Here is a 23,787-nt window from a genome sequence, read left to right on the forward strand (position 1 = left end):
CCGAGCGCAGCGATGGCCCGAATGGGCTGTCCGGTTTGCGGGTTCCCTTCAGGATGCGCCGAGGAGCGCAGCGGCCAGCGGATCAGGGCTCGCGATTGTTTGAGCGAAGCGAGTTTGAGCGAGACCCCGCTGGACGCGAGCACCGCAGGTTGCCCGTAGCGAAGCGAAGGGACGCAGCCTGTAGGGTCGCCTTTCTTTTGGGTACTTTGCTTTGGCGAAGCAAAGAAAAGTACCTCGCCCGCCGGGGCGAGTCCCGGCCAGCCACGTCCAAAAAGAATAGCTACTCGCGCCCACACCACAAGCCCTAAAGCCCAAAAATACCAAGAGAACACGCCATGCAAGAAACCCGTTCCACCTGCCCCTACTGCGGCGTAGGCTGCGGCGTGATCATCCAGTCCGACGGCGACACCATCACCGGCGTGCGCGGCGACCCCCACCACCCCGCCAACTTCGGCCGCCTGTGCACCAAGGGCAGCACCCTGCACCTCACCGCCAGCCGGCCCATCACACTGCAGACCCGGCTGCTGCAACCCCAGCTGCGCCCGCAGCGCGGCCAGGCAGCGCACCCCATCGACTGGGACGCGGCTCTCGACACCGCGGCGCAGCGCTTCGCCGCCACCATCGACCGCCACGGCCCCGACGCGGTGGGCTTCTATCTGAGCGGCCAGTTGCTCACCGAGGACTACTACGTCTTCAACAAGCTGGCCAAGGGCCTGATCGGCACCAACAACATCGACACCAACTCGCGCCTGTGCATGAGCAGCGCCGTGGTTGGCTACAAGGCCACGCTGGGCGCCGACGCGCCGCCCGCCTGCTACGACGACCTGGCCCACGCGCAATGCCTGTTCATCGCCGGCAGCAACACGGCCTGGGCGCACCCCATCGTGTTTCGCCGCATCGAGGACGCGCGCGCCGCCAACCCGGCCATGAAGATCATCGTGGCCGATCCGCGCCGCACCGACACCGCGGCCATGGCCGATCTGTTCCTGCCCCTGCTGCCGGGCAGCGACGTGATGCTGTTCAACGCCATGCTGCACGTGATGCTGCGCGAGGGCTGGGTGGACCAGGGCTACATCGCGCGCCACACCAGCGGCTTTGCCGATCTGCAGGCCGTGGTGCAGGACTGCACGCCAGAGCGCGCTGCCGCCGTCTGCGGCCTGCCGCCGCAGGACATTGCCACCGCAGCGCGCTGGTTCGCAGGCGTGGAGGGCATGGCGGAGGGTGGGCCGCGCCGGCCCACGCTGAGCCTGTACTGCCAGGGTCTCAACCAGAGCACCAGCGGCACGGCCAAGAACGCCGCGCTGATCCACCTGCACCTGGCCTGCGGGCAGATCGGCCAACCGGGCGCCGGCCCCTTCAGCCTGACGGGCCAGCCCAACGCCATGGGCGGACGCGAGGTGGGGGGCCTGGCCAACCTGCTGCCCGCGCACCGCGATATGGCCAACCCCGACCACCGCGCCGAAGTGGCCCGGCTGTGGGGTGTGGAGTCGGTGCCCGCGCGGCCCGGCAAGACGGCGGTGGAGATGTTCCAGGCCGCGGCCGACGGCGAGATCAAGGCGCTGTGGATCGCCTGCACCAACCCCGCGCAGAGCCTGCCCGACCAGACCACCGTGCGCCGCGCCCTGCAGCGCGCCGAGTTTGTGGTGGTGCAAGAGGCCTTCGCCACCACCGCCACCGCGCAGTACGCCGACTTGCTGCTGCCCGCCACCACTTGGGGCGAAAAGACCGGCACCGTCACCAACAGCGAGCGCCGCATCAGCCGCGTGCGCGCGGCAGTGGCCGCACCCGGCGGCGCGCGGCACGACTGGCAGATCGCGCTGGCGCTGGCGCAGCGGCTGGAGAGGCACCTGCGCCCCGGCCAGCCCACGCTGTTCCCCTACACCGGCGACACGGCGCAGGCCTGCGCCGAGGCCATCTGGAACGAACACCGCGAGACCACGCGCGGGCGCGACCTGGACATCACCGGCCTGACCTGGGCCGCGCTGGAGGCCGACGGGCCGCAGCAGTGGCCCTACCCGAGCGGCGCCCGCACGGGCCGCGCGCGCCTGTATGCGGACGGCGTCTTTCCCACTCCCGACGGGCGTGCGCGCTTCGTCCCCACGGCCTGGCAGCCCCTGGCCGAGCCGCCCAGCGCGCGCTACCCGTTCAGCCTGACCACGGGACGCCTGCGCGACCAGTGGCACGGCATGAGCCGCACCGGCACGCTGGGGCGGCTGTTCGGCCACGCGTCCGAGCCCGCGCTGCAGATGCACCCGCAGGACCTGCAGCGCCTGCAGCTGGCCGCTGGCGACTTGGCGCATGTGACCAGCGCGCGCGGCTCCATCATCGCGCCCGTGCAGGCCGACGACACACTGGCACCCGGGCAGGCCTTCATGGCCATGCACTGGGGCGGCGAATACCTGGGCGGGCGCTCCAGCACGGGCCGGCCGCTGGCGGGCGTGAACGCGCTCACCACGCCGGCCTTCTGCCCTGGCTCCAAACAGCCGGAGCTCAAGCACGCGGCGGTGAAGGTGCTCAAGGCCGAGTTGCCCTGGACGCTGCTGGCCATGGCCTGGCTGCCCGAAGATGAAGCCCTGGCCGCGCGCGAGGCCCTGGCCGCGCTGATGCCAGAGCTACCTTTTGCCCACTGCGTGCCCTTCAGCGGCGCCGCGCCGACGGCAGGTCCCGCGCGCACGGGCGTTCTGCTGCGCGGTGCCGCGCACGAGGCGCCGCCCCCGGCCCTGCTCGCGCGCATCGAGCACCTGCTGCACCTGGACGGGCCTGGCACGCTGCGCTATGCCGACCGCCGCCGCGCCCAACACCGCGCCGCGCGCCTGCAGCGCCAAACCGACGGCCGCACCACTTTGGACGCACTGCTGCTGGCCGGCAATGGCAGCGCTGGCGGCTGGCTGCGCACGCTGCTGCAGGAAGAACTGCCCGTGCAGACCTATGGCCGGTTGCTGCTGCTGCCCACCCAACAGCCGCCCGTGGCCGTGGCCGCACGCGGCAAGCGGGTGTGCGTCTGCCTGAACGTGACCGATACCGACATCACCGAGCGCCTGGGCCAGTGCCAGGGCAGCCCGGCCGAGCGCCTGGCGCAGTTGCAGGGCGCGCTGCGCTGCGGCACGCAATGCGGCTCCTGCGTACCCGAGCTCAAGCGCATGGTGCAGGCGGCGGTCGCGGGCATAGGCACCACTGCGGTGCAGGCAGCGTGACGCGGCACGCAATCCGCCGCACGCATATAACAGGCGGTTATCAGACATGCCGCAGAATGGACACCACTCGTCCCACCCGCCAGCCAATACCCCATGGGCATCAGCCACTACATCAAGGAAATCGGCCGCGGCGCACGCGGCGCCAAGGCGCTGGACCGCGCACAAGCCGCCGACCTGTTCGGGCAAGTGCTCGACGGCCAGGTGACCGATCTGGAGATCGGCGCCTTCTGCGTAGCCATGCGCATCAAGGGCGAGACCGCCGAGGAAATGAGCGGCCTGCTGGACGCGGTGCATGCGCGCATCGCCGCCATACCGGCCTGTGCGAACGGGCAGCCGCTCATCGTGCTGCCCAGCTACAACGGCGCGCGCAAGCTGCCCGTGCTCACGCCGCTGCTGGCGCTGCTGCTGGCGCGCGAAGGCCTGCCCGTGCTGCTGCACGGCATGCGCACCGAGGCGCGCCGCGTTCTGGCATCAGATGTGCTTGAAGCGCTGGATATACCTGCGCTAACAGCTCCTCAATCCATAGCACCCAGCAGCGTGGCGCACATCGGCACCGCGGTGCTGCTGCCCGGGCTGGCGCGCCTGCTGGCGGTGCGCGAGGTGATCGGCCTGCGCACACCGGGGCACAGCGTGGCCAAGCTGATGAACCCCTGCGCCGGCCCGGCGCTGGTGGTGAGCAGCTTCACCCACCCCGAATATTTCGACATCCTGAGCGGCACCTTTGCCACGCTGGGCGCGCACGCGTTGCTGTCGCGCGGGCTGGAGGGCGAGGTGGCGGCCGACCCGCGCCGCACGCCGCGCTACGACGCCTTCATTGGCGGCACGCACCAACTGCTGCAAGACCAGCAGCCCGGCACGGCCGCCGAAGTGCCCGGTCTGCCAACCGAGATCGACGTGGCCACCACCGCCGCCTATACCCGGCGCGTGCTGGCGGGCGACGCGCCCGTGCCCCCTGCCCTGCGCCAGCAGGTGGAACATATCTTGCACTTGAGCCGTCAAATCACTGCACAGGCCTCGTCATGACCACACCTTCTCTTCCAGCCCATGCAGGCAGCTGCACCCTGGTGGGCGCCGGCCCCGGCGACCCCGAGCTGCTCACCCTCAAGGCGGTGAAGGCCATCCAGGCCGCCACCGTGCTGCTGGTGGACGACCTGGTGAGCGACGCCATCGTCGCCCTGGCCCGCCCCGGCGCCCGCGTCGTGCATGTGGGCAAGCGCGGCGGCTGCAAGAGCACGCCCCAGGCGTTCATCGAAAAGCTCATGCTCACCGCCGTGCAGGAGGGCGAGACCGTGGTGCGCCTGAAGGGCGGCGACCCGTTCATCTTTGGGCGGGGCGGCGAAGAGGTGGAGCACCTGCGCGCGGCGGGCGTGCCGGTGCAGGTGGTCAATGGCATCACCGCCGGCCTGGCGGGCATGACGCAGCTGGGCGCGCCGCTCACCCACCGCGAACATGCGCACGGCGTGGTCTTCATCACGGGCCACAACAAGCCTGGGAACCAAGGCACCGACTGGCGCCTGCTGGCCGCCACCGCGCGCGATGCACGCCTGACCCTGGTGATCTACATGGGCGTGACCGGCTGCGCCCACATCCAGGAGGAACTGCTCACCGGCCTGCCTGCACACACGCCGGCGGTGGTGATCCAGCATGTGAGCCTGCCGCAGCAGCGCCACGCGGTGACCACGCTGGGCCAGTTGCAGTCCACCATCACCCGCGAGGGGCTGGCCAGCCCCTCGGTGATCGTGATCGGCGACGTGGTGCGCGGCATCCAGGCCGTGGCGCAAGGCGAAGATGCAGCCCCGGTAGCAGGCACGCGCAGCCGGGCGGTGTGACGGCTCAGCCGGCGGCGCTGGCCTGCGCCGCCTGGCGGATCTGCGCGAAGCGCTCGGCCTGTTCCCTGCGCAGGGCCTTGCGCAGCAGCGCGGCCTCCCAGCGGCGGCGCTCGTCGTAGCTGGTGGGGGCCAGCGGCGGCACGGGGGTGGGTTTGCCCGCATCGTCCACTGCCACCATCGAGAAGAAACAGCTGTTCACATGCCGCACCACCTGGGTGCGGATGTTCTCGGCCACCACCTTGATGCCGATCTCCATGGACGACGTGCCCGTGTGGTTGACGCTGGCCAGGAAGGTCACCAGTTCGCCCACGTGGATGGGCTGCAGGAACATCACCTGGTCCACGCTCAGCGTGACCACGTAGCTGCCCGAATAGCGGCTGGCGCAGGCATAGGCCACCTGGTCCAGCAGCTTGAGGATGGCGCCGCCGTGGACGTTGCCGGAGAAGTTGGCCATGTCGGGCGACATGAGCACGGTCATGCTGAGTTGGTGCGCGGGAAGGTGCATGGCGGTATTAGAGCGTGTTTAAGCCGACCGTGCGAGGCCGGAGCACGTGCCTTCACCCGCCACGCCCCGTGTCACACCCGCGTCACGGTTTCTTGGTTTCCCCCAGTGGGCGCGTGCGCCGGCGTTCCTAGCATGGTCCCTGCGCTGCCCATGGCGGTGCAGCGCCAGCCCAATACAAAAAGCAGGGAGCTCCCATGACCACGCCGTTCATCGTCCACCCTTGTGCGCCGCGCAGGCGGCTGCTGCAGTCGCTGTGCGCGAGTGCCTGTGCGCTCGCGTGGCCGGCGCCGGCCCAGCAGCGCTCGGCAGACGCCAAGGCAGCCATCCTCATCGGGCGCTCCTCGGCACTGTCGGGGCCCATGGCGCCGTTCCTCACGCCGGTGCACGAGGGGCAGGAGGCCGCCCTGGCGGACTTCAACGAGGCCGGCGGCGTCGCAGGGCGCAAGGTGCAGCTCGTGTCCCTGGACGACAAGTTCGACGCCGCGCTCGCCCTGGACAACGCCCGCAGACTCGTGCAGGACAGCGGCGTGGTCGCGCTGTTCGGCCAGGCCGGCACCTCGCAGGTGCTGGCGCTGCTGCCCTACCTGGCGCAGGCGCGCACGCCGCTGGTGGCCGTCTACACCGGCAGCCCCGCGGTGCACGGCGCGCGCAGCCCCTACCTGTTCACCACCAGCGCCAGCTACGCGGACGAGCTGGTGAAGATCGTGCGCAACCTCGTGGCCATTCAGACCACGCGCATCGGCGTCGCCTACGAGAACAACGACTTCGGCAAGCTCGCCCTGCCCCTGGTCGAGAAGGCCATCACGGCCGAGGGCGGCACCTTCGTGGGCGCCCATGCCATGCACAGCAGCGGCCAGGACGCCGAGGCCGCCGCCAAGGCCCTGGCGGCCCTGCGGCCGCAAGCCGTGGTGATGATTGCCGCGGGCCCGCCCGTGGTGGCCTACGTGCGCGCCAATAAGGCGCACCTGGGCGTGCCGGTGTACACGCTGTCGCTGGGCGCGGGTGCGCAGATCATCCGCGCGCTGGGCAGTGACGCACGCGGGCTGGCCGTGGCGCGCACCACGCCGCCGCCCACGCGGCTGACCACCGCCGTGGCGCGAGTTCCAGGCGTCCATGAAGCGCCACGGCCACCCCGTGGACTATGACCGCTTCAGGGGCTACCTGGACGCGCGCATCCTCATTGAAAGCCTGCGCGCATCGGGGCCTTCGGTGACGGGCGCATCGCTGGCGGCGACCCTGGAAGGGCTGCACAAGGTGGACCTGGGCGGCTACACCTACCAGTACAGTGCGCAGAACCGCAATGGCTCCAGCTACGTGGACATCGCCGTGATTGGGCCCGACGGCAACTACATGCACTGAACCGCCTGCACTGCACGGCCTCGGAGCCCGTACGCGACAATCGGCGGCTTTGCCCGCCAGGTTGCTGCCCGTGTCCACACCCTTCTTTGATGCCGTCATCATCGGCGCCGGCGCCGCCGGTCTGTTCTGCGCCGCCCAGGCGGGCCAGCGCGGGCTCAAGGTGCTGCTCGTCGACCATGCCGACAAGGTGGCCGAAAAGATCCGCATCTCGGGCGGTGGGCGCTGCAACTTCACCAACCGCGACCTGGACGTGCGCGCGCCGCACAAGCACTTCGTGGGGCAGAACGCGCAGTTCTGCCGCTCCGCGCTGTCGCGCTACACGCCGGCGGACTTCATCGCGCTGGTGGAGCGCCACGGCATCGCCTACCACGAGAAGCACAAGGGCCAGCTGTTTGCCGACCGCTCGGCCGAGGACATCATCGCCATGCTGCTGGCCGAATGCGCCCAGGGGCGCGTGGAGCGCTGGCAGCCCTGCGGCGTCAAGAATGTAGTCTTTTTGGCCGATGAGGCAGGCGGTACAAGCGCTGGCAGCTATCAAATCGATACTGATCGCGGCCCGGTGCAAGCGCGCAGCCTGGTGGTGGCGACGGGCGGGCTGTCCATCCCCAAGATCGGTGCCACGGACTTCGGCTACCGGCTGGCGCAGCAGTTCGGACTGCCGCTGGTGGCGCAGCGCCCCGGCCTGGTGCCGCTGACCTTCGACGGCCAGGCCTGGGCGCCCTACGCGCAGCTTGCCGGGCTGGCGCTGCCGGTGGAGATCAGCACCGGCGCCAAGAAGGAACGCATGGCCTTCGTGGAAGACCTGCTGTTCACGCACCGTGGGCTGTCGGGCCCGGCCGTGCTGCAGATCTCCAGCTATTGGCAGCCGGGCACGCCGCTGGCCATCAACCTCGCACCGGGCGTGGACCTGCCGGCCGCACTGGCCCAAGCCAAGGTGCGCTCGCGCAAGCTGATCGCCAACGAACTGGCCGCGCTCGTGCCCAGCCGTCTGGCCGACGCCTGGGCCAGCCAGAGCGCGGACTGGCAGCGCCCCATCAACGAAGCCGCGGACAAGGCCCTGGCGCGGTTGGCCGAGCGGCTGGCGCGCTGGGAGCTCACCCCCACGGGCACCGAAGGCTACAAGAAGGCCGAGGTGACGCTGGGCGGCGTGGACACGCGCGCCCTGTCGCAACAGACCATGGAATGCAAGGCCCAGCCGGGCCTGTACTTTATCGGCGAGGTGGTAGACATCACCGGCTGGCTGGGCGGCTACAACTTCCAATGGGCCTGGGCCAGCGCCCACGCCTGCGCCCAGGCTCTGCCGCTCCACTGAACGCCCTCCGTCTCTAGGGGCCGTCTGCGCGCGAATTTCTGGCCGATTTTTAATATTCATGTAAAATGAATCTTAAGAAAACCGCCCTGCCAAAGCCCTGCCAAAGGCCCGCCATGTCCCTGCCCCCGCTCGTCTCCGCCTCCCGCCCGGCCCAGCCAGCCGCTCCGCTGCACGGCTGGCCATTGCTGCGACTGGGGTTTCGGCCCTTCTACCTGGGCACGGCCCTGCTGGCCTGTCTGGCGGTGCCGCTGTGGATAGCGATCTTTCTGGGCCGCATCCAGGTGCCGTTGCCGATGTCACCTTTGCTGTGGCATGCGCACGAGATGCTGTTCGGCTTCGCCGCGGGCGTGGTGGTGGGCTTTCTGCTCACCGCCGTCAAGGCCTGGACCGGCCTGGAGACGGCCCGTGGTCCGCTGCTGGGCGCGCTGGCCCTGCTGTGGCTGGCCGCGCGGCTGGCTTCGCTGGTGGCGCCCTACGCCGTCTATGCCACGCTGGACATGCTGCTGCTGCCGGCCGTGGCCGCCGTGCTGCTGCGCGTGCTGATCAAGGCCGGCAACAAGCGCAACATTCCGCTGATCTGCCTGTTGCTGCTGATGGCTGCGGCCAACCTGGTGTTCCATCTTTCGGTGCTGGGCATCGTGGCGGTGCCGGCCGTGAGCGCGCTGTATGCCGAGCTGGCGCTGATCCTCATGGTGGTGAGCGTGATCACCGGCCGCGTGGTGCCCATGTTCACGCGCAACGTGACGCCCGGCCTGGTCATCAACATGCCGCGCAAGTTCGAGCTGTCGCTGCTGGCCGTCACGGCCGTGGCGCTGGCGCTGTGGGTGTTCGCAGCGCCCGCGCCGGTGGTGCTGGTGGCCAGCCTCGCGGCGGGTGTGATGCATGCGGTGCGGCTGTGGAAGTGGCATCCGCAGGTCACGTTCAAGCGCCCCATCCTCTGGATCCTGCACGCTTCGTACGCATGGCTGCCCCTGGGCTTCGTGCTGCTGGCGCTGGCGCAACTGGGCTGGGTCGTGCCGTCGCTGGCCGTGCATGCCTTTGCCGTGGGCGTGATCGGCGGGCTGATCATCGGCATGGTCACGCGCACCGCGCGCGGCCATACGGGCCGGCCACTGCAGCCCTCGCGCGGCGAAGTGGTGGCCTATGCCCTGGTGATGCTGGCCGCCGTGCTGCGCGTGCTGGTGCCCGCCGTGCAACCCGCGTGGTACGCCTATGCGCTGGAAGGCGCCGCCTGCTTGTGGACCATCGCCTTCGCGATCTACCTCGTGATCTACACCCCCTGGCTGATGCGCACCCGTCTGGACGGCAAGGACGGCTGATGCCGGCCCATGCCTCACAACTGCAAGCTCCCTCCCCCCTTTTTTTACACACACCCGAAAGGTTGAACCATGAGCAACACCGTTTCCGTGATCGACGTACGCACCATCGCTCCTTATGAGCGCCATGCGCAAATCTTTGGCCGCCTGGACGCGCTGGGCGCGGGCGAGTCGCTGCAGATCGTGAACGACCACGACCCCGTGCCGCTGCGCATGCAACTGGAAGGCCGTGCACCCGGCCAGTTCCAGTGGGCGTACCTGGAGGCAGGCCCCCGACAGTGGCAGATCGAAATCACCAAACTGGCATCCAAGACCCAGGCCGCCGCAGAGGCTGAAGACTCCTGCTGCTCGGGCGGTGCTTGCTGCGGCTGATCGGCAAAGCCACTCAACCAAAGCAAAAGGGGCAGGTATCACCTGCCCCTTTTTGATCGTCCCTGCTTCACAGCCCCAGCGCCAGCTGCGCCTCCTCGCTCATCATGGAGCGGTCCCAGGGCGGGTCAAACACCAGATTCACCGTGATCTCGCCCACGCGCGGCAGGGCCAGCAGCTTGTCGCACACCTCGTCGGCAATCGCTTCGCCCATGCCGCAGCCGGGGGCGGTGAGCGTCATGTCCACCAGCGCGCGCACCTTGTGGGCATCGTCGGGCAAGGGCTCGAAAGCCAGCCGGTACACCAGGCCCAGGTCCACGATGTTCACCGGGATCTCCGGGTCGTAGCAGGTGCGCAGCGTCTCCCACACCAGCGGCTCCAGTTCCTCGATGGGCAGGTCCGCGGGCGCAGTGATAGTCTCGGGCGGCGTCTTGCCGATAGCGTCGGCATCCACACCCTTCAGCCGCATGAGCTGGCCTTCGACCAGCAGCGTGAAGGAAGAACCCAGCGCCTGCGTGATCTGCGCCAGTTGCCCGGCCTCCAGTTCGATCGGCTCGCCGCTGGGAATCGCCTCCACGATCACGTTGCGGCGCACCAGCACATCCTCGCGATGGCGGCGGTAGGTCATGCGGGCTCCTCCTCAGTACTTACGCTCTGGCCGTTGCCGTTGTCGGCAATCGCATGCATCAGCGCATGCCAGCCCAGCAGGGCGCACTTGATGCGGCTGGGGTACTGGCGCACGCCGGCCAGGCTGACCAGCTTGCCCAGCGGGGCGTCCTCAGGCGCCTCCTCTCCCGTCAGCACCGCACGAAAGTGCTGCTGCAGCGCCTGCGCGGCGGCAACCTCCTTGCCCTTCACGGCCTCGGTCATCATCGAGGTAGAGGCCATGCAGATCGCGCAGCCCTGGCCGGTGAAGCGGATGTCCTGCACGCGCCCTTCCTGCAGCTGCAGTTCCACGGCAATGCGGTCGCCACACGACGGGTTGGTGCCCTGCGCCTGGTGCGTGGGCTGCGGCAAATGGCCGAAGTTGCGCGGTGCGCGCTTGTGCTCCAGCACCACTTCCTGGTACAGCTCGTTCTCGGCGTTGCCGGTGAATCCAGTCATCGCATGACCTCCAGGGCCTGGGCCACGCCGGCGATCAAGCGCTCGACCTCCTCATGGCTGTTGTACAGCGCGAACGATGCGCGCGTGGTCGGCCCCAGCCCCAGGTGCTCCTGCAGCGGCTGTGCGCAGTGGTGGCCCGTGCGCACGGCGATGCCGCGCTCGTCCAGCAGCGTGCCGATGTCGTGCGGGTGCACGTCGCGTGCCACAAACGACACCAGCGACGCCTGCGTGGCATGCGGGGCAAGCACCGTCACACCCTCCAACGCCGACAAGCCCGCCAGCGCCTGCGCGCGCAGGGTCTGCACGTGCAGGTCAATGGCCTCTCGGCCAATACCATCGATGAAGCGCGCCGCCGCCGCCAGGCCCACGGCCCCGGCCACGTTGGGCGTGCCGCCTTCCAGCCGCGCAGGCAGCGCCGCATAGCCCGCAGCGGTGTAGCTCACCCACTCCACCATGTCGCCCCCCAGGCGCAGCGGGTACAACCGCTCCAGCGCCTCGCGCCGGCCGGCCAGTGCGCCGGTGCCCATGGGCCCGTACATCTTGTGGCCGGAGAAGGCCATGAAGTCCGCCTCCAGCTCCGCCAGAGCGGGCATGGCATGGCCCACCGCCTGCGCGGCATCCAGCACCGTGAGGGCGCCAGCCGCGCGTGCCATGGCCAGCAGCGCCTCATACGGAGGACGCTCGCCCGTGGCATTGGCGCAGGCCGTGAGTGCCAGCACACGGGTGTTGGGTGTGAGCAATGGCGCCAGATCGGCCTCATGCACGCGTCCCTGCGCGTCGGGCTGGAGGACGACCAGTTCCGCCCCGCTCATGCGTGCAGCCTGCTGCCAGGGCACCAGGTTGGCATGGTGCTCCAGCCCGCTCACGATGATGCGGTCGCCGGGGCGCAGCCAGGCCTTGCCCGGCCCCGCGGCCCACAACCCTTGGGCGACGAGGTTGAGCGCCTCGGTCGTGCCGCTGGTGAAGACCAGTTCATGCTGCATGCCCGCGCCGATGAAGCGCTTGAGCGTGGCGCGCGCCTCTTCAAAGGCGTCGGTGGCGCGCTGGCTCAGCGTGTGCACGCCGCGGTGAATGTTGGCGCGGTCATGGCGTTCGAAGCGCTGCATGGCTTCCTGCACCGCCAGCGGCATCTGCGTGGTGGCGGCGTTGTCCAGATAGGCCAGGGGCTGGCCGTGGATGCGCTGCGCCAGCACCGGAAACTGCGCGCGCAGTGCCTGCACCGGCAGGCCGCCGGTGTGCAACAAAGGATGTGGTTTACCCATGGTGTGCCTCCTCGGCTGTGGGCTTCAGGCGGGCGATCGCACCGGCCAGCCAGCCGCTCTGCAGCCACTGCGCCAGCATGCCGTCCCCCTCGGCCCCCAGGCATCGATCAAGCAACGCTTGGGCCATGCCTTCGATGATGAGCGCGCGCGCAGCCGCGTCATCCAACCCGCGCTGGCGGGCGTAGAACAGCGCATCCTCGGGCAACGCGCCCCAGGTAGCGCCGTGCGCGGCCTGCACGTTGTCGTGCAGGATCTCCAGGTGCGGGCGCAGGATCAAACGCGGCTGGCCCGCCAGCGGTACGCCGGCCAGGCGCTGGCGCACATCGGCCCCGTCGCTGCCGGGCGCGATGCGCGTATAGGCATTCGCCACCGCGTGGGCGCGGCCCTGGGCCAGGGCCAGGGTCTCGACCTGGCTCACGGCCTGTGCAGCTTGCAAGTCGGTGTACGTCTGCTGGTCCAGCTTGCCGTCCGCCAACAGCAGCAACGCGGCCTGCCGCGCGCTGGCGCCCGCGCCCTGCAGCGTGATGTGGCTGCGTTGCAGGTGGTAGCTGGCGCCCGTGGCAACCAGCGCCTGGGCATAAGCGGCACCTGACGCCACATGGACCTGCAGGTGGTGCGCCACGCGGTCGTCGGCCAACGGCGCAGCGACGCGCAGGTGCTGCAGCTGTGCCCCCTGCGCCAGACGGATGTGGGCGTGCAGGTTTTGCGCCACGGCCGACAGACCGTCTGCGGCAGGCCGCTCATGGGTTTCGATCAGAACGCACTGCACGCCGGCTTCCACGTCCAGCACCAGCAAGGGCGCCTCGGCCGCGGCGCCGGGCTGGTGGTGCAGCTCCAGGCGCACGGGCTCGCGCTCACGGCCCGGCGTGGCGGCCACGCGCAGGCGCAGGCCCCGGCGGCACAGGGCGCGGTGCGCCCAGGTGAAGGGGGCAGCAGCCCCATCCCCACTGCCGGACTCTGGCGACGGCAGCCCTGCCATCAACTCGGCGCGCTGCGCCGGATCCAGGGCATCCAGCCAACGCGCCTGGACGCTGGTGGCCGCCTGTGCGTGGGGCAGGCGCAGCGTCCAGCCCGCACCCGCGGGCAACGAGGCCTCATCGACGACCCCGGCCTGCGTTCCCAGCCAGTCCTGCAGCGCGGGCGGGGGCAGGTGGTGAAAGGCTTCGCTGCGCCGGGCAATCCAGCCCTGCGTCTGCAGGCGCTCGCGCGCGGCGCGGATCTCGGCTTGTGCGTTGTTCATGGTGTCATGCCTCCGCCGTGGCAGGTTGGCGCGCAAAGCCCGTGCGGGCGATGCGCCGCGCCAGCTCCACGTCGCCCGTCTCGGCGATACGGCCCTGGTCCAAGCGCAGCACGGTGTTGGGCTGCAGCTGCTCGATCAGGTGCAGGTAGTGCGATACGACGATGAAGGCCGTGCCCTGTTCGCGCAGTTTCTGCACCAACGTGACCACGGCGCGCACGCCGTCCACGTCCATGCCCGAGTCGATTTCGTCCAGCAGCGCCAGGCGCGGTTGCAGCAGCGCCAGTTGCAGCAGTTCGTTGCGCTTGCGCTCGCCGCCGGAAAAACCTTCGTTCACCGGGCGGCCCAGCATGGCCTGTGGCAACCCCAGTTCCTGGGCGGTCTGCTTGGCGCTGGCCAGGAAGTCGAACGCGTCCAGCGGCTGCTGGCCGCGCGCCTCATGCACGGCATTCAGCGCTGTGCGGATGAACAGGTTGTTCTTCACGCCGGGCACATCGGGCGGCGACTGGAAGGACACGAACAGCCCCGCGCGGGCGCGCTCATGCGCCGGCAGCTGCAGCAGGTCCTGCCCGTCCAGCAGCGCCTGGCCGTCCTGCACCTGGTAACTCGGGTGGCCGGCCAGCGCCATGCCCAGCGTGCTCTTGCCGCTGCCGTTGGCGCCCATCAGCACGACGAGCGCGCCGGCGGGCACGTCCAGCGAGACCGATTGCAGCACGGTGCGCTCGCCAACGCGCACACGCAGGTCGCGCACTTGCAGCAAAGGAGTGGTGGATGTCATGTGGATTCCTATTAATTTGATAGCTGTTCGCGCTGGATGGATAAGGGCTGGATGCCGTTTTTATTCAAATCTTGTGATCTCAGCCCACCGCGCCTTCCAGCGACACGGCAAGCAGCGCCTTGGCTTCCAGCGCGAATTCCATGGGCAACTCTTCCAGCACCGCCTGGCAAAAGCCGCCGACGATGAGGGCCGTGGCCTCCTGCGGGTCGATGCCACGCTGCTGGCAATAGAACAGGCGCTCCTCCGAGATGCGCGTGGTGGTGGCCTCGTGCTCCACCACGGCATCGCTGCGCGCGGTGTCCACGTAGGGGAAGGTGTGGGCGCCGCAGTCGGGCCCGATGAGCAGCGAGTCGCACTGCGTGTGGTTGCGCGCGCCGGCGGCGCCGGGGTTCACGCGCACCAGGCCGCGGTAGCTGTTGTGCGCGTGGCCCGCGCTGATGCCCTTGGAGACGATGCGGCTGGTGGTGTTCTTGCCCAGGTGGATCATCTTGGTGCCGGTGTCCGCCTGCTGGAAGTGGTTGGACACGGCGATGGAGTGGAACTCGCCGTTCGATTCGTCGCCGCGCAGCACCACGCTGGGGTACTTCCAGGTGATGGCCGAGCCGGTCTCGATCTGCGTCCAGGCGATGCGCGAGCGCTTGCCGGCCGCCAGGCCGCGCTTGGTCACGAAGTTGTAGATGCCGCCCACGCCGTTCTCGTCGCCGGGGTACCAGTTCTGCACAGTGGAGTACTTGATGAACGCGTCGTCGTGCGCGATGAGTTCCACCACTGCGGCGTGCAACTGGTTCTCATCGCGCTGCGGAGCGGTGCAGCCCTCCAGATAGCTGACCGAACTGCCCTCCTCGGCAATGATCAGCGTGCGCTCGAACTGCCCCGTGTTCTGCGCGTTGATGCGGAAGTAGGACGACAGCTCCATGGGGCACTTCACGCCCTTGGGAATGTAAACAAAGGAGCCATCGGAAAACACCGCCGAGTTCAGCGCGGCGTAGAAGTTGTCGCCCTGCGGCACCACGGTCCCCAAGTATTTCTCGACCAGATCCGGATGGTTCTGCACCGCATGCGAGAACGAGCAGAAGATCACACCCACTTCGGCCAACTGCTCGCGGAAGGTGGTGCCCACCGAGACCGAGTCGAACACCGCATCCACCGCCACGCCGGCCAGGCGGGCGCGCTCGTGCAGCGGCACGTTGAGCTTCTCGTAGGTCTCCAGCAGTTTCGGGTCCACCTCGTCCAGGCTCTTGGGTGCGTTCTTGAGCGACTTGGGTGCCGAGTAGTAGCTCAGCGCCTGGAAATCGATGGGCTCGATCTTCAGGTGCGCCCAGTCGGGCAGCTCCATCGCACGCCAGCGCTCGAAGGCCGCCAGCCGCCAGTCCAGCAAAAACTGCGGCTCGCGCTTCTTGCGCGAGATGGCGCGGATGGTGTCCTCGTCCAGGCCCGGCGGCAGGGAATCGGACTCGACGTCGGTGACGAAACCATGCTGGTACGGGCGCTGCAGCGCCTGCTCCAGTGCGGGCGCCTGCGGCGCATCGCGACCGGCGACGGGCGCGTCGAGGATGGCGGGTTGTGAGGACATGACCGTGGGGCGGAGTTTTTAATATTCATATGTTATGAATCTTTTGAAAATCCGCCAAACCCGCATGCGGTCCCTGCACCCGCATCAGGGGTTTACCGGCTCGCCGCTTCTTGGGCCAGCGGCTTGCCGTCAGGCCAGCGCATCACCCCAGTCAGCCGGTCACCTCGCCCCAGCGCACCACGCCCAGCCAGTTGCGCAGCGCCACCACGCCGGGCGGCGTGATCTCCAGCGCGCGCGATGCCTGCGCGCGCCGCAGCCAGCCGCGCTCCAGGCAATGCACGCACAGCAGCGCCCCCAGGCGCCCGGCCATGTGGGGGCGGCGCTCGCTCCAGTCCAGACAGGGCCGGCATGGCGGGCGCCGCGCGGCGCCTGCGGCCAGTGCGTCCTGCGCGGCCAGCCCCAGCGGTGCCAGCACAGCCTGCGCCCGGCCGGTCACCCGCCCACCCGCATCGTCATCGAAGACGATGGCGCCCTCCTCCAACAGGTGCGCGGCGATGGCCACGCCCAGGCGGCCGGCAATATGGTCATAGCAGGTACGCGCCTGGCGCAGCGCCGCGTCGCGCGGGCCCACGACCACGGGCCGCGGCGCCGTCGCCTGCCGCACGGCCAGCTGCATCAGCCCTTCCAGCAAATGCGCCACCTCGGGCGAAGCCAGGCGGTGGTACCGATGGCGCCCCTGGCGTTCCAGCACCAGCAGCCCGGCCTCCACCAACAGGCTCAGGTGGCGGCTGGCCGTGGCGGCAGACACGCGCCCGGCCTCGGCCAATTCACGTGCCGTGAGGGCGCGACCGTCCATCAGCGCGACCAGCATGGCGGTGCGCGCCGGCTCGCCCACCAGGGCCGCGACATGCGCAATCTGGTTGGTATTCATGCGCGCAGTGTGCCGCAGCCAGCCCGGCGCACGCTTCGTTCCGGGACGAAACATCGGCCGTGCGACGGCCGGCACCATGGAGGCATCCACCCACCACAGGAGCACGCCATGCCCATCACCTGTTTCATCCGCTACGAGATCGACCCTTTCCAGCGCGAGGCCTTCCGCGCCTATGCCGAAGCCTGGGGGCGCATCATCCCGCGCTGCGGCGGCCACCTGCTGGGCTACTTTCTGCCCAGCGAGGGCACCAATTACGAGGCGTGGGGCCTGATCGCCTTCGCCAGCCTGGCCGACTACGAGGCCTACCGCGCCCGACTCAAGGCCGACCCAGAGGGCCGCGCCAACTTCGAGATGGCGCAGCGCCAGCGCTTCATCCTGCGCGAGGAACGCAGCTTCACCGAGGCGGTGGCGGGCACCCTCGCGCGCCCCGCATTGCCCACCACCACGCAGGCCCAGCCATGATCGCCGTCATCTTTGAAGTGCAGCCGAGCAGCAACGGCCGCCAGGCCTACCTGGACCTGGCGGCGGACCTGCGCGCCGCGCTGCAGGCTATTGACGGCTTCATTTCCGTGGAGCGCTTCGAGAGCCTGTCCACGCCCGGCAAGCTGCTGTCGCTAAGCTTCTGGCGCGGCGAAGAGGCCGTAGCCCGCTGGCGCGCGTTGCCGCAGCACCGCCAGGCCCAGGCGACGGGCCGCGCAGGCGTGTTTGCCGACTACCGGCTGCGCGTGGCCACCGTGCAGCGCGACTACGGCCTACATGCGCGAGGAGAGACACCCGCCGACTCGCGCGCCTGCCATGCGCCGCGGCCTGTGCCCAACCCCGCGCCGGGCAGCCGCTTGCCCGGCAGCGCAGAGCCGTTATAATGCTCGGCTCTGCTGGCATGACCCCGTCGGCCGGATACTAGTTACAGACGGGGAAAACCGCCGTATATGGCTTTTGGGCCCGATCTTCCCGAAAACCCGCTAGCGGCACCTATTGGAAAACATTAGCTAATGACGACCATTCGTGTAAAAGAAAACGAACCCTTTGACGTGGCCCTGCGCCGCTTCAAGCGCACCATCGAAAAGCTGGGCCTGCTGACCGACCTGCGCGCCCGTGAGTTCTACGAAAAGCCCACCGCCGAGCGCAAGCGCAAGAAGGCTGCCGCCGTGAAGCGCCACTACAAGCGCGTGCGCAGCATGCAGCTGCCCAAGAAGCTGTACTAAGCACAGCCCGGCGTTGACACCAGACGCCACAAAACCCGCGCTAGGGACGCCAAGCGCGGGTTTTTTGTTTTCTACACCGTTTGACTGGAGAAACACAATGAGCCTCAAGGACCAGATCACCGAAGACATGAAAACCGCCATGCGCGCCAAGGACAGCGAGCGCCTGGGCACCATCCGCCTGCTGCAGGCCGCCATGAAGCAAAAGGAAGTGGACGAGCGCATCACGCTGGATGACGCGGCCATCGTGGCCATCGTGGACAAGCTGATCAAGCAGCGCAAGGACAGCATCACCGCCTTCGAGGGCGCGGGCCGCCAGGACCTGGCCGACAAGGAAAAGGCCGAAATGGCCGTGCTGCAGGCCTACCTGCCCGAACGCATGTCGGCCGACGAAGTGGCTGGCGCAGTGAAGGCCATCGTGGCCGAAGTCGGCGCAGAACTGGGCAAGACGGTGGGCCCCGGCGACATGGGCAAGGTGATGGGGGTGGTCAAGACCCGCCTGGCCGGCAAGGCCGACATGGGCCAGGTGTCGGCCGCCGTGAAGGCCGCGCTGAGCAGTTAATTGCCACTATGCTATTCATAGCTGCTTGCGCTTGATCTGTCTCGATCACAGACCCATTTGGCATTGAGTTCATTCGCTGGCAAGCGCTGGTAGCTATCGTTTTTGCTGCGCCGCACACGCCCCGCTCAACAGCCGCTTGGACACCCACAGACCCGACTGCTGACAGACCGCTGGGCTGCGCGGGGCGCGGCCCCCGTACTGGGCGTCCCCCCGCCATTCCGTGTGCAGCGGCGAACGTCCTGCCAACGTCACGAAAGACGCAGACACGGGCGCGCACATTGAACGGACGCTCTCCTCGGTGAACAATGGCGGGCTTACATCGTTTGAAAAGCCATCCATGCAGCAGCAACGCACCCACAAGATCGCCGTGATCGCCGGAGACGGCATCGGCAAGGAAGTCATGCCCGAAGGCCTGCGCGCCGTGCAGGCCGCCGCCCGGCGCTTCGGTCTGAACCTGGAACTGCACACCTTCGACTGGGCGCATTGCGACTATTACGCCCGGCACGGCCAGATGATGCCCGACGACTGGAAGGCGCAGCTGTCGGGCATGGATGCGATCTTCTTCGGCGCCGTGGGCTGGCCGGCGACCGTACCCGATCACATCTCGCTGTGGGGTTCGCTGCTAAAAATGCGCCGCGAGTTCGACCAGTACATCAACCTGCGCCCCGTGCGTCTGTTCGAGGGCGTGCCCTGCCCGCTGGCCGGCCGCAAGCCCGGCGATATCGACTACCTCGTGGTGCGCGAGAACACCGAGGGTGAATACACGTCGCTGGGCGGCGTCATGTACGAGGGCACGGACCGCGAGATCGTGATCCAAGAGTCGGTCTACTCGCGCCACGGCGCCAACCGCCTGCTGAAGTTCGCCTTCGACCTGGCGCAAAGCCGCCCGCGCAAACACGTGACGCTGGCCACCAAAAGCAACGGCATCGCCATCAGCATGCCCTGGTGGGACCAGCGCGCCGACGATGTCGCCAAGGGCTACCCCGAAGTCACGCTGGACAAGCAGCACATCGACATCCTCACCGCGCGCTTCGTGCTGCAGCCCGGCCGCTTCGACGTGGTGGCCGCCACCAACCTGTTCGGCGACATCCTCTCCGACCTGGGGCCCGCCACCACCGGCACCATCGGCCTGGCACCGTCGGCCAACCTGAACCCCGAGCGCACCTTCCCCAGCCTGTTCGAGCCCGTGCACGGCTCGGCGCCCGACATCTATGGCCAGAACATCGCCAATCCCATCGCGATGATCTGGTCCGGCGCGTTGATGCTGGACTTCCTGACCCACGGCCAAGGCGCGGGGCGGCAGGCCCACGATGCCATCATTGCGGCCATCGAAGAGATCATCAAAAGCGGCCCGCGCACGCCAGACCTGGGCGGTGTGGCAAGCACCACGCAGGTGGGCGAGGCCATCGCCGCGCGCATCGCGCACGGGTAACCCCCGCCCGCAGGGCGCGGCATGTTTCCGTCAACGGACTTACGCTATTGATTAAATAGCATGCAGCGCTTGTCCATCAAGCGCTACAGCCCATTTCAGCAACATATTGCGCAAGCGCCCGCTGCGCGCAATGGCCGCGTTCCCGCCGCGGTCCGTGCGGCCGGGTTAGCATAGCCCCCCACACTATATTTTCGAGTCATTCCATGTCCCACACCCACGGGCAAAAAGACAAGCTGATCGCACGCGTGCGGCGCATCAAGGGCCAGATGGAGGGCATCGAGCGCGCCCTGGAGGGTGACGCCGCGTGCGCGGAAGTGCTGCGGCAGCTCGCTTCGGCACGCGGCGCCATGAATGGTCTGACCACCGAAGTCATGCTGGGCCACCTGCAGGCTCATGTGGTGGACGCCGGCACCGATGCCGAGCGCCGCACCGGCGGCGAAGAAATGATGGACATCCTGCGCTCGTACCTGAAATGACTTCCTCCACCCTGCACACCGCGGGCGCGGCGCCCGCACCCTTCCCCGCCGACCATCACCACGTCTTCCTGGGCGCGGAGCACCAGCGCAACGAGCGGCGCGTGTGGCTCGTGATCGCGCTGACGGCCGGCATGATGGTCGCCGAGATCCTGGCGGGCAAGCTGTACGGTTCGATGGCCCTGGTGGCCGACGGCTGGCACATGTCCACGCACGCCGGTGCCATGCTGATCACGGCGCTGGCCTATGGGTATGCACGCCGCCATGCGGCCAACCCACGCTTCTCGTTCGGCACCGGCAAGATGGGCGACCTGGCTGGCTTCGCCAGCGCCGTGGTGCTGGCCATCGTGGCGCTGCTCATCGCGTGGGAGAGCTTCCTGCGGCTGACCAACCCCGTGCCCATCCGCTTCGAGCAGGCGATCGCCGTGGCGGTGATCGGCCTGGTGGTGAACCTGGTGTCCGCCCGCCTGCTGCATGGCGGACAGGGGCACCACCACCATGGCCACGATCACGGGCACGACCATCACCACGCCGACCACGACCACGACCACGACCACGACCACGGCCGCCATGGCCACGACAACAACCTGCGCGCGGCGTACCTGCATGTGCTGGCCGACGCGCTGACCTCCGTGCTGGCCATCGCGGCGCTGCTCGTGGGGCGCAGCTACGGCTGGCTCTGGGCCGACCCGGCCATGGGCGTGGTGGGCGCCCTGGTGATCGCCCGCTGGTCCTGGGGTTTGATCCGTGACGCCGGCGGCGTGCTGCTGGATGCGCCGGCCGAAGGACCGCAGGTCCGCCAGGAGATCGAGGACATCCTCGCCGCCACGGGCGACACGCTGAAAGACCTGCACGTCTGGCAAATCGGCCCGGGCCATTTTGCTGCCATCGTTTCCGTCGCCTCGGCCACGCCGCAGCCCGCACAGCACTACAAGGCCCTGCTGCTGCCGGTGCACGAGCTATCGCACGTCACCGTGGAAGTACAGGCGCTTTAAGCACACATGCCATGAATCACCCTCCCTTGCCGTTTTCCCAGGCCTGCGAAAACAACCAGGCGCCCATCTTCGCCGTGCTGCAGCAGGCCTTCGCCGACCGGCGGCATGTGCTGGAGGTGGGCTCGGGCACGGGCCAGCACAGCGTGTATTTCGCGCCGCGCCTGCCCCACTTGGTGTGGCAGACCAGCGACCTGGCGGACAACCACGCAGGCATACGCGCCTGGCATGGGCAGCACCCGGCGCCCAACCTGCGCCCGCCGCTGCTGCTGGACCTGGCGCACAGCGATTGGCCACAGGGCGTCCCTGGCAGCGGGCCGTTCGACGCGGTATTCAGCAGCAACACCGCGCACATCATGGCCTGGCCGCTGGTGCAGCGGCTGTTCGCGCTGGCCGGTGCCCACCTGCCTGGCGGCGGCGTGCTGGCGCTGTACGGCCCCTTCAACTACGGCGGAACCTACACCAGTGACAGCAACCGCGCCTTTGATGCCTGGCTGCGCCAGCGCGACCCGCACAGCGGCATCCGCCACTTCGAGGACATCGTGGCGCTGGCGGCACAGCACGGCCTCGCGCTCGCGCACGACCACGCCATGCCTGCGAACAACCGGCTGCTGGTGTTCCACCGCACCGCCGCCCCGGCGGAGCCTGCCGTAGAGTGACGCCGACACCCCCTCGCCGTCTGCCATGAACCCATCCGAGCCACTGCACCACGGCGCCTGCCTCTGCCAGGGCGTGCGCTTCACGATCCGCGGGCCGCTGGCCCCGATCCAGATCTGCCACTGCGCGCAGTGCCGCCGCGCGCAGGGCAGCGCGTTTGCTGCCAATCTGCCGGTGGACGTGGATCGGCTGCAGTTCCAGGCCGGCCAGGATCTGCTGCGGCGCTTCGAGTCCTCCCCCGGCAAGCGGCGCGTGTTCTGCGGCATCTGCGGTTCGCCAGTATTCAGCGAGCGCGACAGCCTGCCCGGCGTGGTGCGCATCCGCGCAGGCCTGCTGGACGAGCCCGTGGCCACGGCGCCGGCATTCCACATGCATGTGGCCTCGCGCTGCAGCTGGTGGCCCCTCCAGGACGATCTACCCCAGCACCCGCAGGGGTACGTACTGCCCGGCGCGGCCTAGGGCCTGTTCACACTATTTTTGCCAGATGCGTTGCGATCAAAAAGGGCCAGGCGCAAGGCGCCAAACGAAGCTGGGGTGCTACCCCAGCGAGGCTTGGCAACGCCGCGAATGGCCCTTTTTGATCGCAACCCGGAGGGAACGGAGTGAGAACCGCGCCACGCGTCGTTGCCCTCCTAGCCAAGGCCCCGGCCTTGGCGTCGTCACGCGCCTAGGTTGGCGCGGTTTTCACGCCATTCGCACTGGCAAAAATAGTGTGAACAGGCCCTAGAGCGCACCCCTGCAGCCCGGCCGCCGCACGGGCATACTGGAGGCCCGTGCGGCGCCGGCCCCTCCTGGCGGTGCCCTTCCCCCGATTTCTTGCCACGCCTTCCATGACATCGCCCCTTGCCGCCCGTCCCATTGGTGTGTTCGACAGCGGCATTGGCGGCCTGAGCGTGCTGCAGGCGCTGCGCCACGAACTGCCGCACGAGCATTTCGTCTACCTGGCCGACAGCGGCAACGCTCCCTATGGGGACGCCAAGGGCGACGCCTTCGTGCAGCAGCGCACGCTGGCCATCGCCCGCTGGCTGCGCGAACACCACGGCATCAAGGCGCTGGTGGTCGCCTGCAACACGGCCACCGCCGCCGCGGTGGAACAACTGCGCGCCGCCTTGCCCGACCTGCCCGCCATCGGGGTGGAGCCGGCGATCAAGCCCGCCGCCGCCAGCAGCCAGACGCACCACGTGGGCGTGCTGGCCACGCGCGGCACGGTGGGCAGCGCGCGCTTTCAGCGCCTGCGCGATGGGCATTCGGCCGGCACGCGCTTTTCGGTGCAGCCTTGCGACGGCCTGGCGCGCGCCATCGAGCAAAGCACCGAGGAGCCGCTGCCCGCCGCCGCATCCATGGCAAAAATAGAAGCGCTTTGCGTCCAGTACACGGGCGCGCTGGGCACTTTTGGCTTGAAAACGGGCGAGATCGACACGCTGGTGCTGGGCTGCACCCACTACGTGTTCGCCAAGGACATGCTGCGCGCCCTGGTGGGGCCGGATGTGCAGATCATCGACACAGGTGCGCCCGTGGCGCGCCAGACCCGGCGCATCCTCGACCAAGCCCACGCCCTCGCACCCGAGCACGCGGCGGATGGCACGCCGGCAGCGCCGGGGCATATCCAGCTCTACACCACCGGCCAGTTGGCCGCGCTGCAGTCGGCAGCCGAGCGCTGGCTACAGTTGCCCGCGCTGTACTGCGCGGCGCTGCAGATCGACTGAGATTTAAGCCAAAACGGGCCGTAGCGCTTATCTATCAAGCGCTGGCAGCTATTT

26 protein-coding genes are annotated in these 23,787 nt (G+C 68.8%); 18 read left to right on the forward strand and 8 right to left on the reverse strand.

What is annotated here, in order from left to right; all coding sequences use genetic code 11:
• Nucleotides 1-335: 335 nt before the first annotated feature.
• From K2L43_RS12145 to cobA, 3 genes are all read left to right on the forward strand, one after another.
• Complete coding sequence (locus K2L43_RS12145; protein WP_220637644.1) at nucleotides 336-3,194, forward strand: nitrate reductase; 2,859 nt, start codon at nucleotides 336-338, stop codon at nucleotides 3,192-3,194.
• Between the two features lie 93 nt (nucleotides 3,195-3,287).
• Complete coding sequence (gene ybiB / locus K2L43_RS12150) at nucleotides 3,288-4,217, forward strand: DNA-binding protein YbiB (RefSeq protein WP_220637645.1); 930 nt, start codon at nucleotides 3,288-3,290, stop codon at nucleotides 4,215-4,217.
• Nucleotides 4,214-5,023, forward strand: a complete 810-nt coding sequence (gene cobA, locus K2L43_RS12155; protein WP_220637646.1) for a uroporphyrinogen-III C-methyltransferase — start codon at nucleotides 4,214-4,216, stop codon at nucleotides 5,021-5,023. Before ybiB ends, cobA begins: the two co-directional genes overlap by 4 nt.
• 4 nt (nucleotides 5,024-5,027) lie before the next feature.
• On the opposite strand, the gene K2L43_RS12160 is transcribed toward cobA, so the two are convergent.
• Nucleotides 5,028-5,528: an acyl-CoA thioesterase gene (locus K2L43_RS12160; protein WP_047350503.1), complete on the reverse strand. Its 501-nt coding sequence runs from the start codon at nucleotides 5,526-5,528 to the stop codon at nucleotides 5,028-5,030.
• A gap of 194 nt (nucleotides 5,529-5,722) precedes the next feature.
• Here K2L43_RS12160 and K2L43_RS12165 point away from each other — a divergent pair, with 194 nt between their 5' ends.
• The 5 genes from K2L43_RS12165 to K2L43_RS12180 all read left to right on the forward strand — a co-directional run bounded on the left by K2L43_RS12165 (nucleotide 5,723) and on the right by K2L43_RS12180 (nucleotide 9,887).
• On the forward strand, nucleotides 5,723-6,673 hold the full coding sequence (locus tag K2L43_RS12165; protein WP_255580442.1) for an ABC transporter substrate-binding protein: 951 nt from the start codon (nucleotides 5,723-5,725) through the stop codon (nucleotides 6,671-6,673).
• Nucleotides 6,642-6,887 carry a hypothetical protein gene (locus K2L43_RS19095; protein WP_255580443.1) on the forward strand — a complete coding sequence of 82 codons (246 nt, stop codon included), beginning with the start codon at nucleotides 6,642-6,644 and terminating at the stop codon, nucleotides 6,885-6,887. The genes K2L43_RS12165 and K2L43_RS19095 overlap by 32 nt, the downstream gene beginning before the upstream one ends.
• Before the next feature lie 70 nt (nucleotides 6,888-6,957).
• Complete coding sequence (locus tag K2L43_RS12170) at nucleotides 6,958-8,199, forward strand: NAD(P)/FAD-dependent oxidoreductase (RefSeq protein WP_220637647.1); 1,242 nt, start codon at nucleotides 6,958-6,960, stop codon at nucleotides 8,197-8,199.
• A gap of 113 nt (nucleotides 8,200-8,312) precedes the next feature.
• Nucleotides 8,313-9,518 (forward strand): NnrS family protein, encoded by a 1,206-nt coding sequence (locus tag K2L43_RS12175; protein ID WP_220637648.1) that lies wholly within the window; start codon nucleotides 8,313-8,315, stop codon nucleotides 9,516-9,518.
• Between the two features lie 69 nt (nucleotides 9,519-9,587).
• Nucleotides 9,588-9,887 carry a DUF2249 domain-containing protein gene (locus K2L43_RS12180; protein WP_011806004.1) on the forward strand — a complete coding sequence of 100 codons (300 nt, stop codon included), beginning with the start codon at nucleotides 9,588-9,590 and terminating at the stop codon, nucleotides 9,885-9,887.
• A gap of 67 nt (nucleotides 9,888-9,954) precedes the next feature.
• On the opposite strand, the gene sufT is transcribed toward K2L43_RS12180, so the two are convergent.
• The 7 genes from sufT to K2L43_RS12215 form a co-directional block, all read right to left on the reverse strand.
• A complete protein-coding gene (sufT, locus tag K2L43_RS12185; RefSeq protein ID WP_103738024.1) occupies nucleotides 9,955-10,512 on the reverse strand; it encodes a putative Fe-S cluster assembly protein SufT in 558 nt (185 codons plus the stop codon).
• A complete protein-coding gene (gene sufU, locus K2L43_RS12190; protein ID WP_220637649.1) occupies nucleotides 10,509-10,988 on the reverse strand; it encodes a Fe-S cluster assembly sulfur transfer protein SufU in 480 nt (159 codons plus the stop codon). Before sufU ends, sufT begins: the two co-directional genes overlap by 4 nt.
• Nucleotides 10,985-12,250 carry an aminotransferase class V-fold PLP-dependent enzyme gene (locus K2L43_RS12195; RefSeq protein ID WP_220637650.1) on the reverse strand — a complete coding sequence of 422 codons (1,266 nt, stop codon included), beginning with the start codon at nucleotides 12,248-12,250 and terminating at the stop codon, nucleotides 10,985-10,987. The genes sufU and K2L43_RS12195 overlap by 4 nt, the downstream gene beginning before the upstream one ends.
• Nucleotides 12,243-13,490 (reverse strand): SufD family Fe-S cluster assembly protein, encoded by a 1,248-nt coding sequence (locus tag K2L43_RS12200; RefSeq protein WP_220637651.1) that lies wholly within the window; start codon nucleotides 13,488-13,490, stop codon nucleotides 12,243-12,245. The genes K2L43_RS12195 and K2L43_RS12200 overlap by 8 nt, the downstream gene beginning before the upstream one ends.
• A gap of 4 nt (nucleotides 13,491-13,494) precedes the next feature.
• Complete coding sequence (gene sufC, locus K2L43_RS12205; RefSeq protein ID WP_220637652.1) at nucleotides 13,495-14,265, reverse strand: Fe-S cluster assembly ATPase SufC; 771 nt, start codon at nucleotides 14,263-14,265, stop codon at nucleotides 13,495-13,497.
• 79 nt (nucleotides 14,266-14,344) lie between these two features.
• On the reverse strand, nucleotides 14,345-15,838 hold the full coding sequence (gene sufB / locus K2L43_RS12210; protein WP_255580444.1) for a Fe-S cluster assembly protein SufB: 1,494 nt from the start codon (nucleotides 15,836-15,838) through the stop codon (nucleotides 14,345-14,347).
• 151 nt (nucleotides 15,839-15,989) lie between these two features.
• Nucleotides 15,990-16,709, reverse strand: a complete 720-nt coding sequence (locus K2L43_RS12215) for a helix-turn-helix transcriptional regulator (protein WP_220637653.1) — start codon at nucleotides 16,707-16,709, stop codon at nucleotides 15,990-15,992.
• 108 nt (nucleotides 16,710-16,817) lie between these two features.
• Here K2L43_RS12215 and K2L43_RS12220 point away from each other — a divergent pair, with 108 nt between their 5' ends.
• The 10 genes from K2L43_RS12220 to murI all read left to right on the forward strand — a co-directional run bounded on the left by K2L43_RS12220 (nucleotide 16,818) and on the right by murI (nucleotide 23,733).
• Entirely contained in the window at nucleotides 16,818-17,171 is a 354-nt protein-coding gene (locus tag K2L43_RS12220; protein WP_196995305.1) for an NIPSNAP family protein, read from the forward strand.
• Nucleotides 17,168-17,572 (forward strand): antibiotic biosynthesis monooxygenase, encoded by a 405-nt coding sequence (locus tag K2L43_RS12225; protein WP_220637654.1) that lies wholly within the window; start codon nucleotides 17,168-17,170, stop codon nucleotides 17,570-17,572. Before K2L43_RS12220 ends, K2L43_RS12225 begins: the two co-directional genes overlap by 4 nt.
• A 129-nt stretch (nucleotides 17,573-17,701) precedes the next feature.
• Nucleotides 17,702-17,914, forward strand: a complete 213-nt coding sequence (rpsU, locus tag K2L43_RS12230; protein ID WP_007833691.1) for a 30S ribosomal protein S21 — start codon at nucleotides 17,702-17,704, stop codon at nucleotides 17,912-17,914.
• Between the two features lie 97 nt (nucleotides 17,915-18,011).
• The gene (locus tag K2L43_RS12235; protein WP_220637655.1) at nucleotides 18,012-18,473 is read left to right on the forward strand and encodes a GatB/YqeY domain-containing protein; all 462 of its coding nucleotides are present in this window, start codon (nucleotides 18,012-18,014) and stop codon (nucleotides 18,471-18,473) included.
• Between the two features lie 337 nt (nucleotides 18,474-18,810).
• Entirely contained in the window at nucleotides 18,811-19,905 is a 1,095-nt protein-coding gene (locus K2L43_RS12240; protein WP_220637656.1) for a tartrate dehydrogenase, read from the forward strand.
• A gap of 203 nt (nucleotides 19,906-20,108) precedes the next feature.
• On the forward strand, nucleotides 20,109-20,381 hold the full coding sequence (locus K2L43_RS12245; RefSeq protein WP_015913751.1) for a metal/formaldehyde-sensitive transcriptional repressor: 273 nt from the start codon (nucleotides 20,109-20,111) through the stop codon (nucleotides 20,379-20,381).
• On the forward strand, nucleotides 20,378-21,373 hold the full coding sequence (gene dmeF, locus K2L43_RS12250) for a CDF family Co(II)/Ni(II) efflux transporter DmeF (RefSeq protein ID WP_220637657.1): 996 nt from the start codon (nucleotides 20,378-20,380) through the stop codon (nucleotides 21,371-21,373). Before K2L43_RS12245 ends, dmeF begins: the two co-directional genes overlap by 4 nt.
• An 11-nt stretch (nucleotides 21,374-21,384) precedes the next feature.
• Nucleotides 21,385-22,029, forward strand: a complete 645-nt coding sequence (locus K2L43_RS12255) for a DUF938 domain-containing protein (RefSeq protein WP_220637658.1) — start codon at nucleotides 21,385-21,387, stop codon at nucleotides 22,027-22,029.
• 25 nt (nucleotides 22,030-22,054) lie between these two features.
• Complete coding sequence (locus tag K2L43_RS12260; RefSeq protein ID WP_220637659.1) at nucleotides 22,055-22,486, forward strand: GFA family protein; 432 nt, start codon at nucleotides 22,055-22,057, stop codon at nucleotides 22,484-22,486.
• A gap of 371 nt (nucleotides 22,487-22,857) precedes the next feature.
• Nucleotides 22,858-23,733, forward strand: a complete 876-nt coding sequence (gene murI / locus K2L43_RS12265) for a glutamate racemase (RefSeq protein ID WP_220637660.1) — start codon at nucleotides 22,858-22,860, stop codon at nucleotides 23,731-23,733.
• The last annotated feature ends 54 nt before the right edge of the window (nucleotides 23,734-23,787 follow it).

Source organism: Diaphorobacter sp. MNS-0, assembly GCF_019602835.1.
GTDB classification, from domain to species: Bacteria; Pseudomonadota; Gammaproteobacteria; order Burkholderiales; family Burkholderiaceae_C; genus Diaphorobacter; species Diaphorobacter nitroreducens.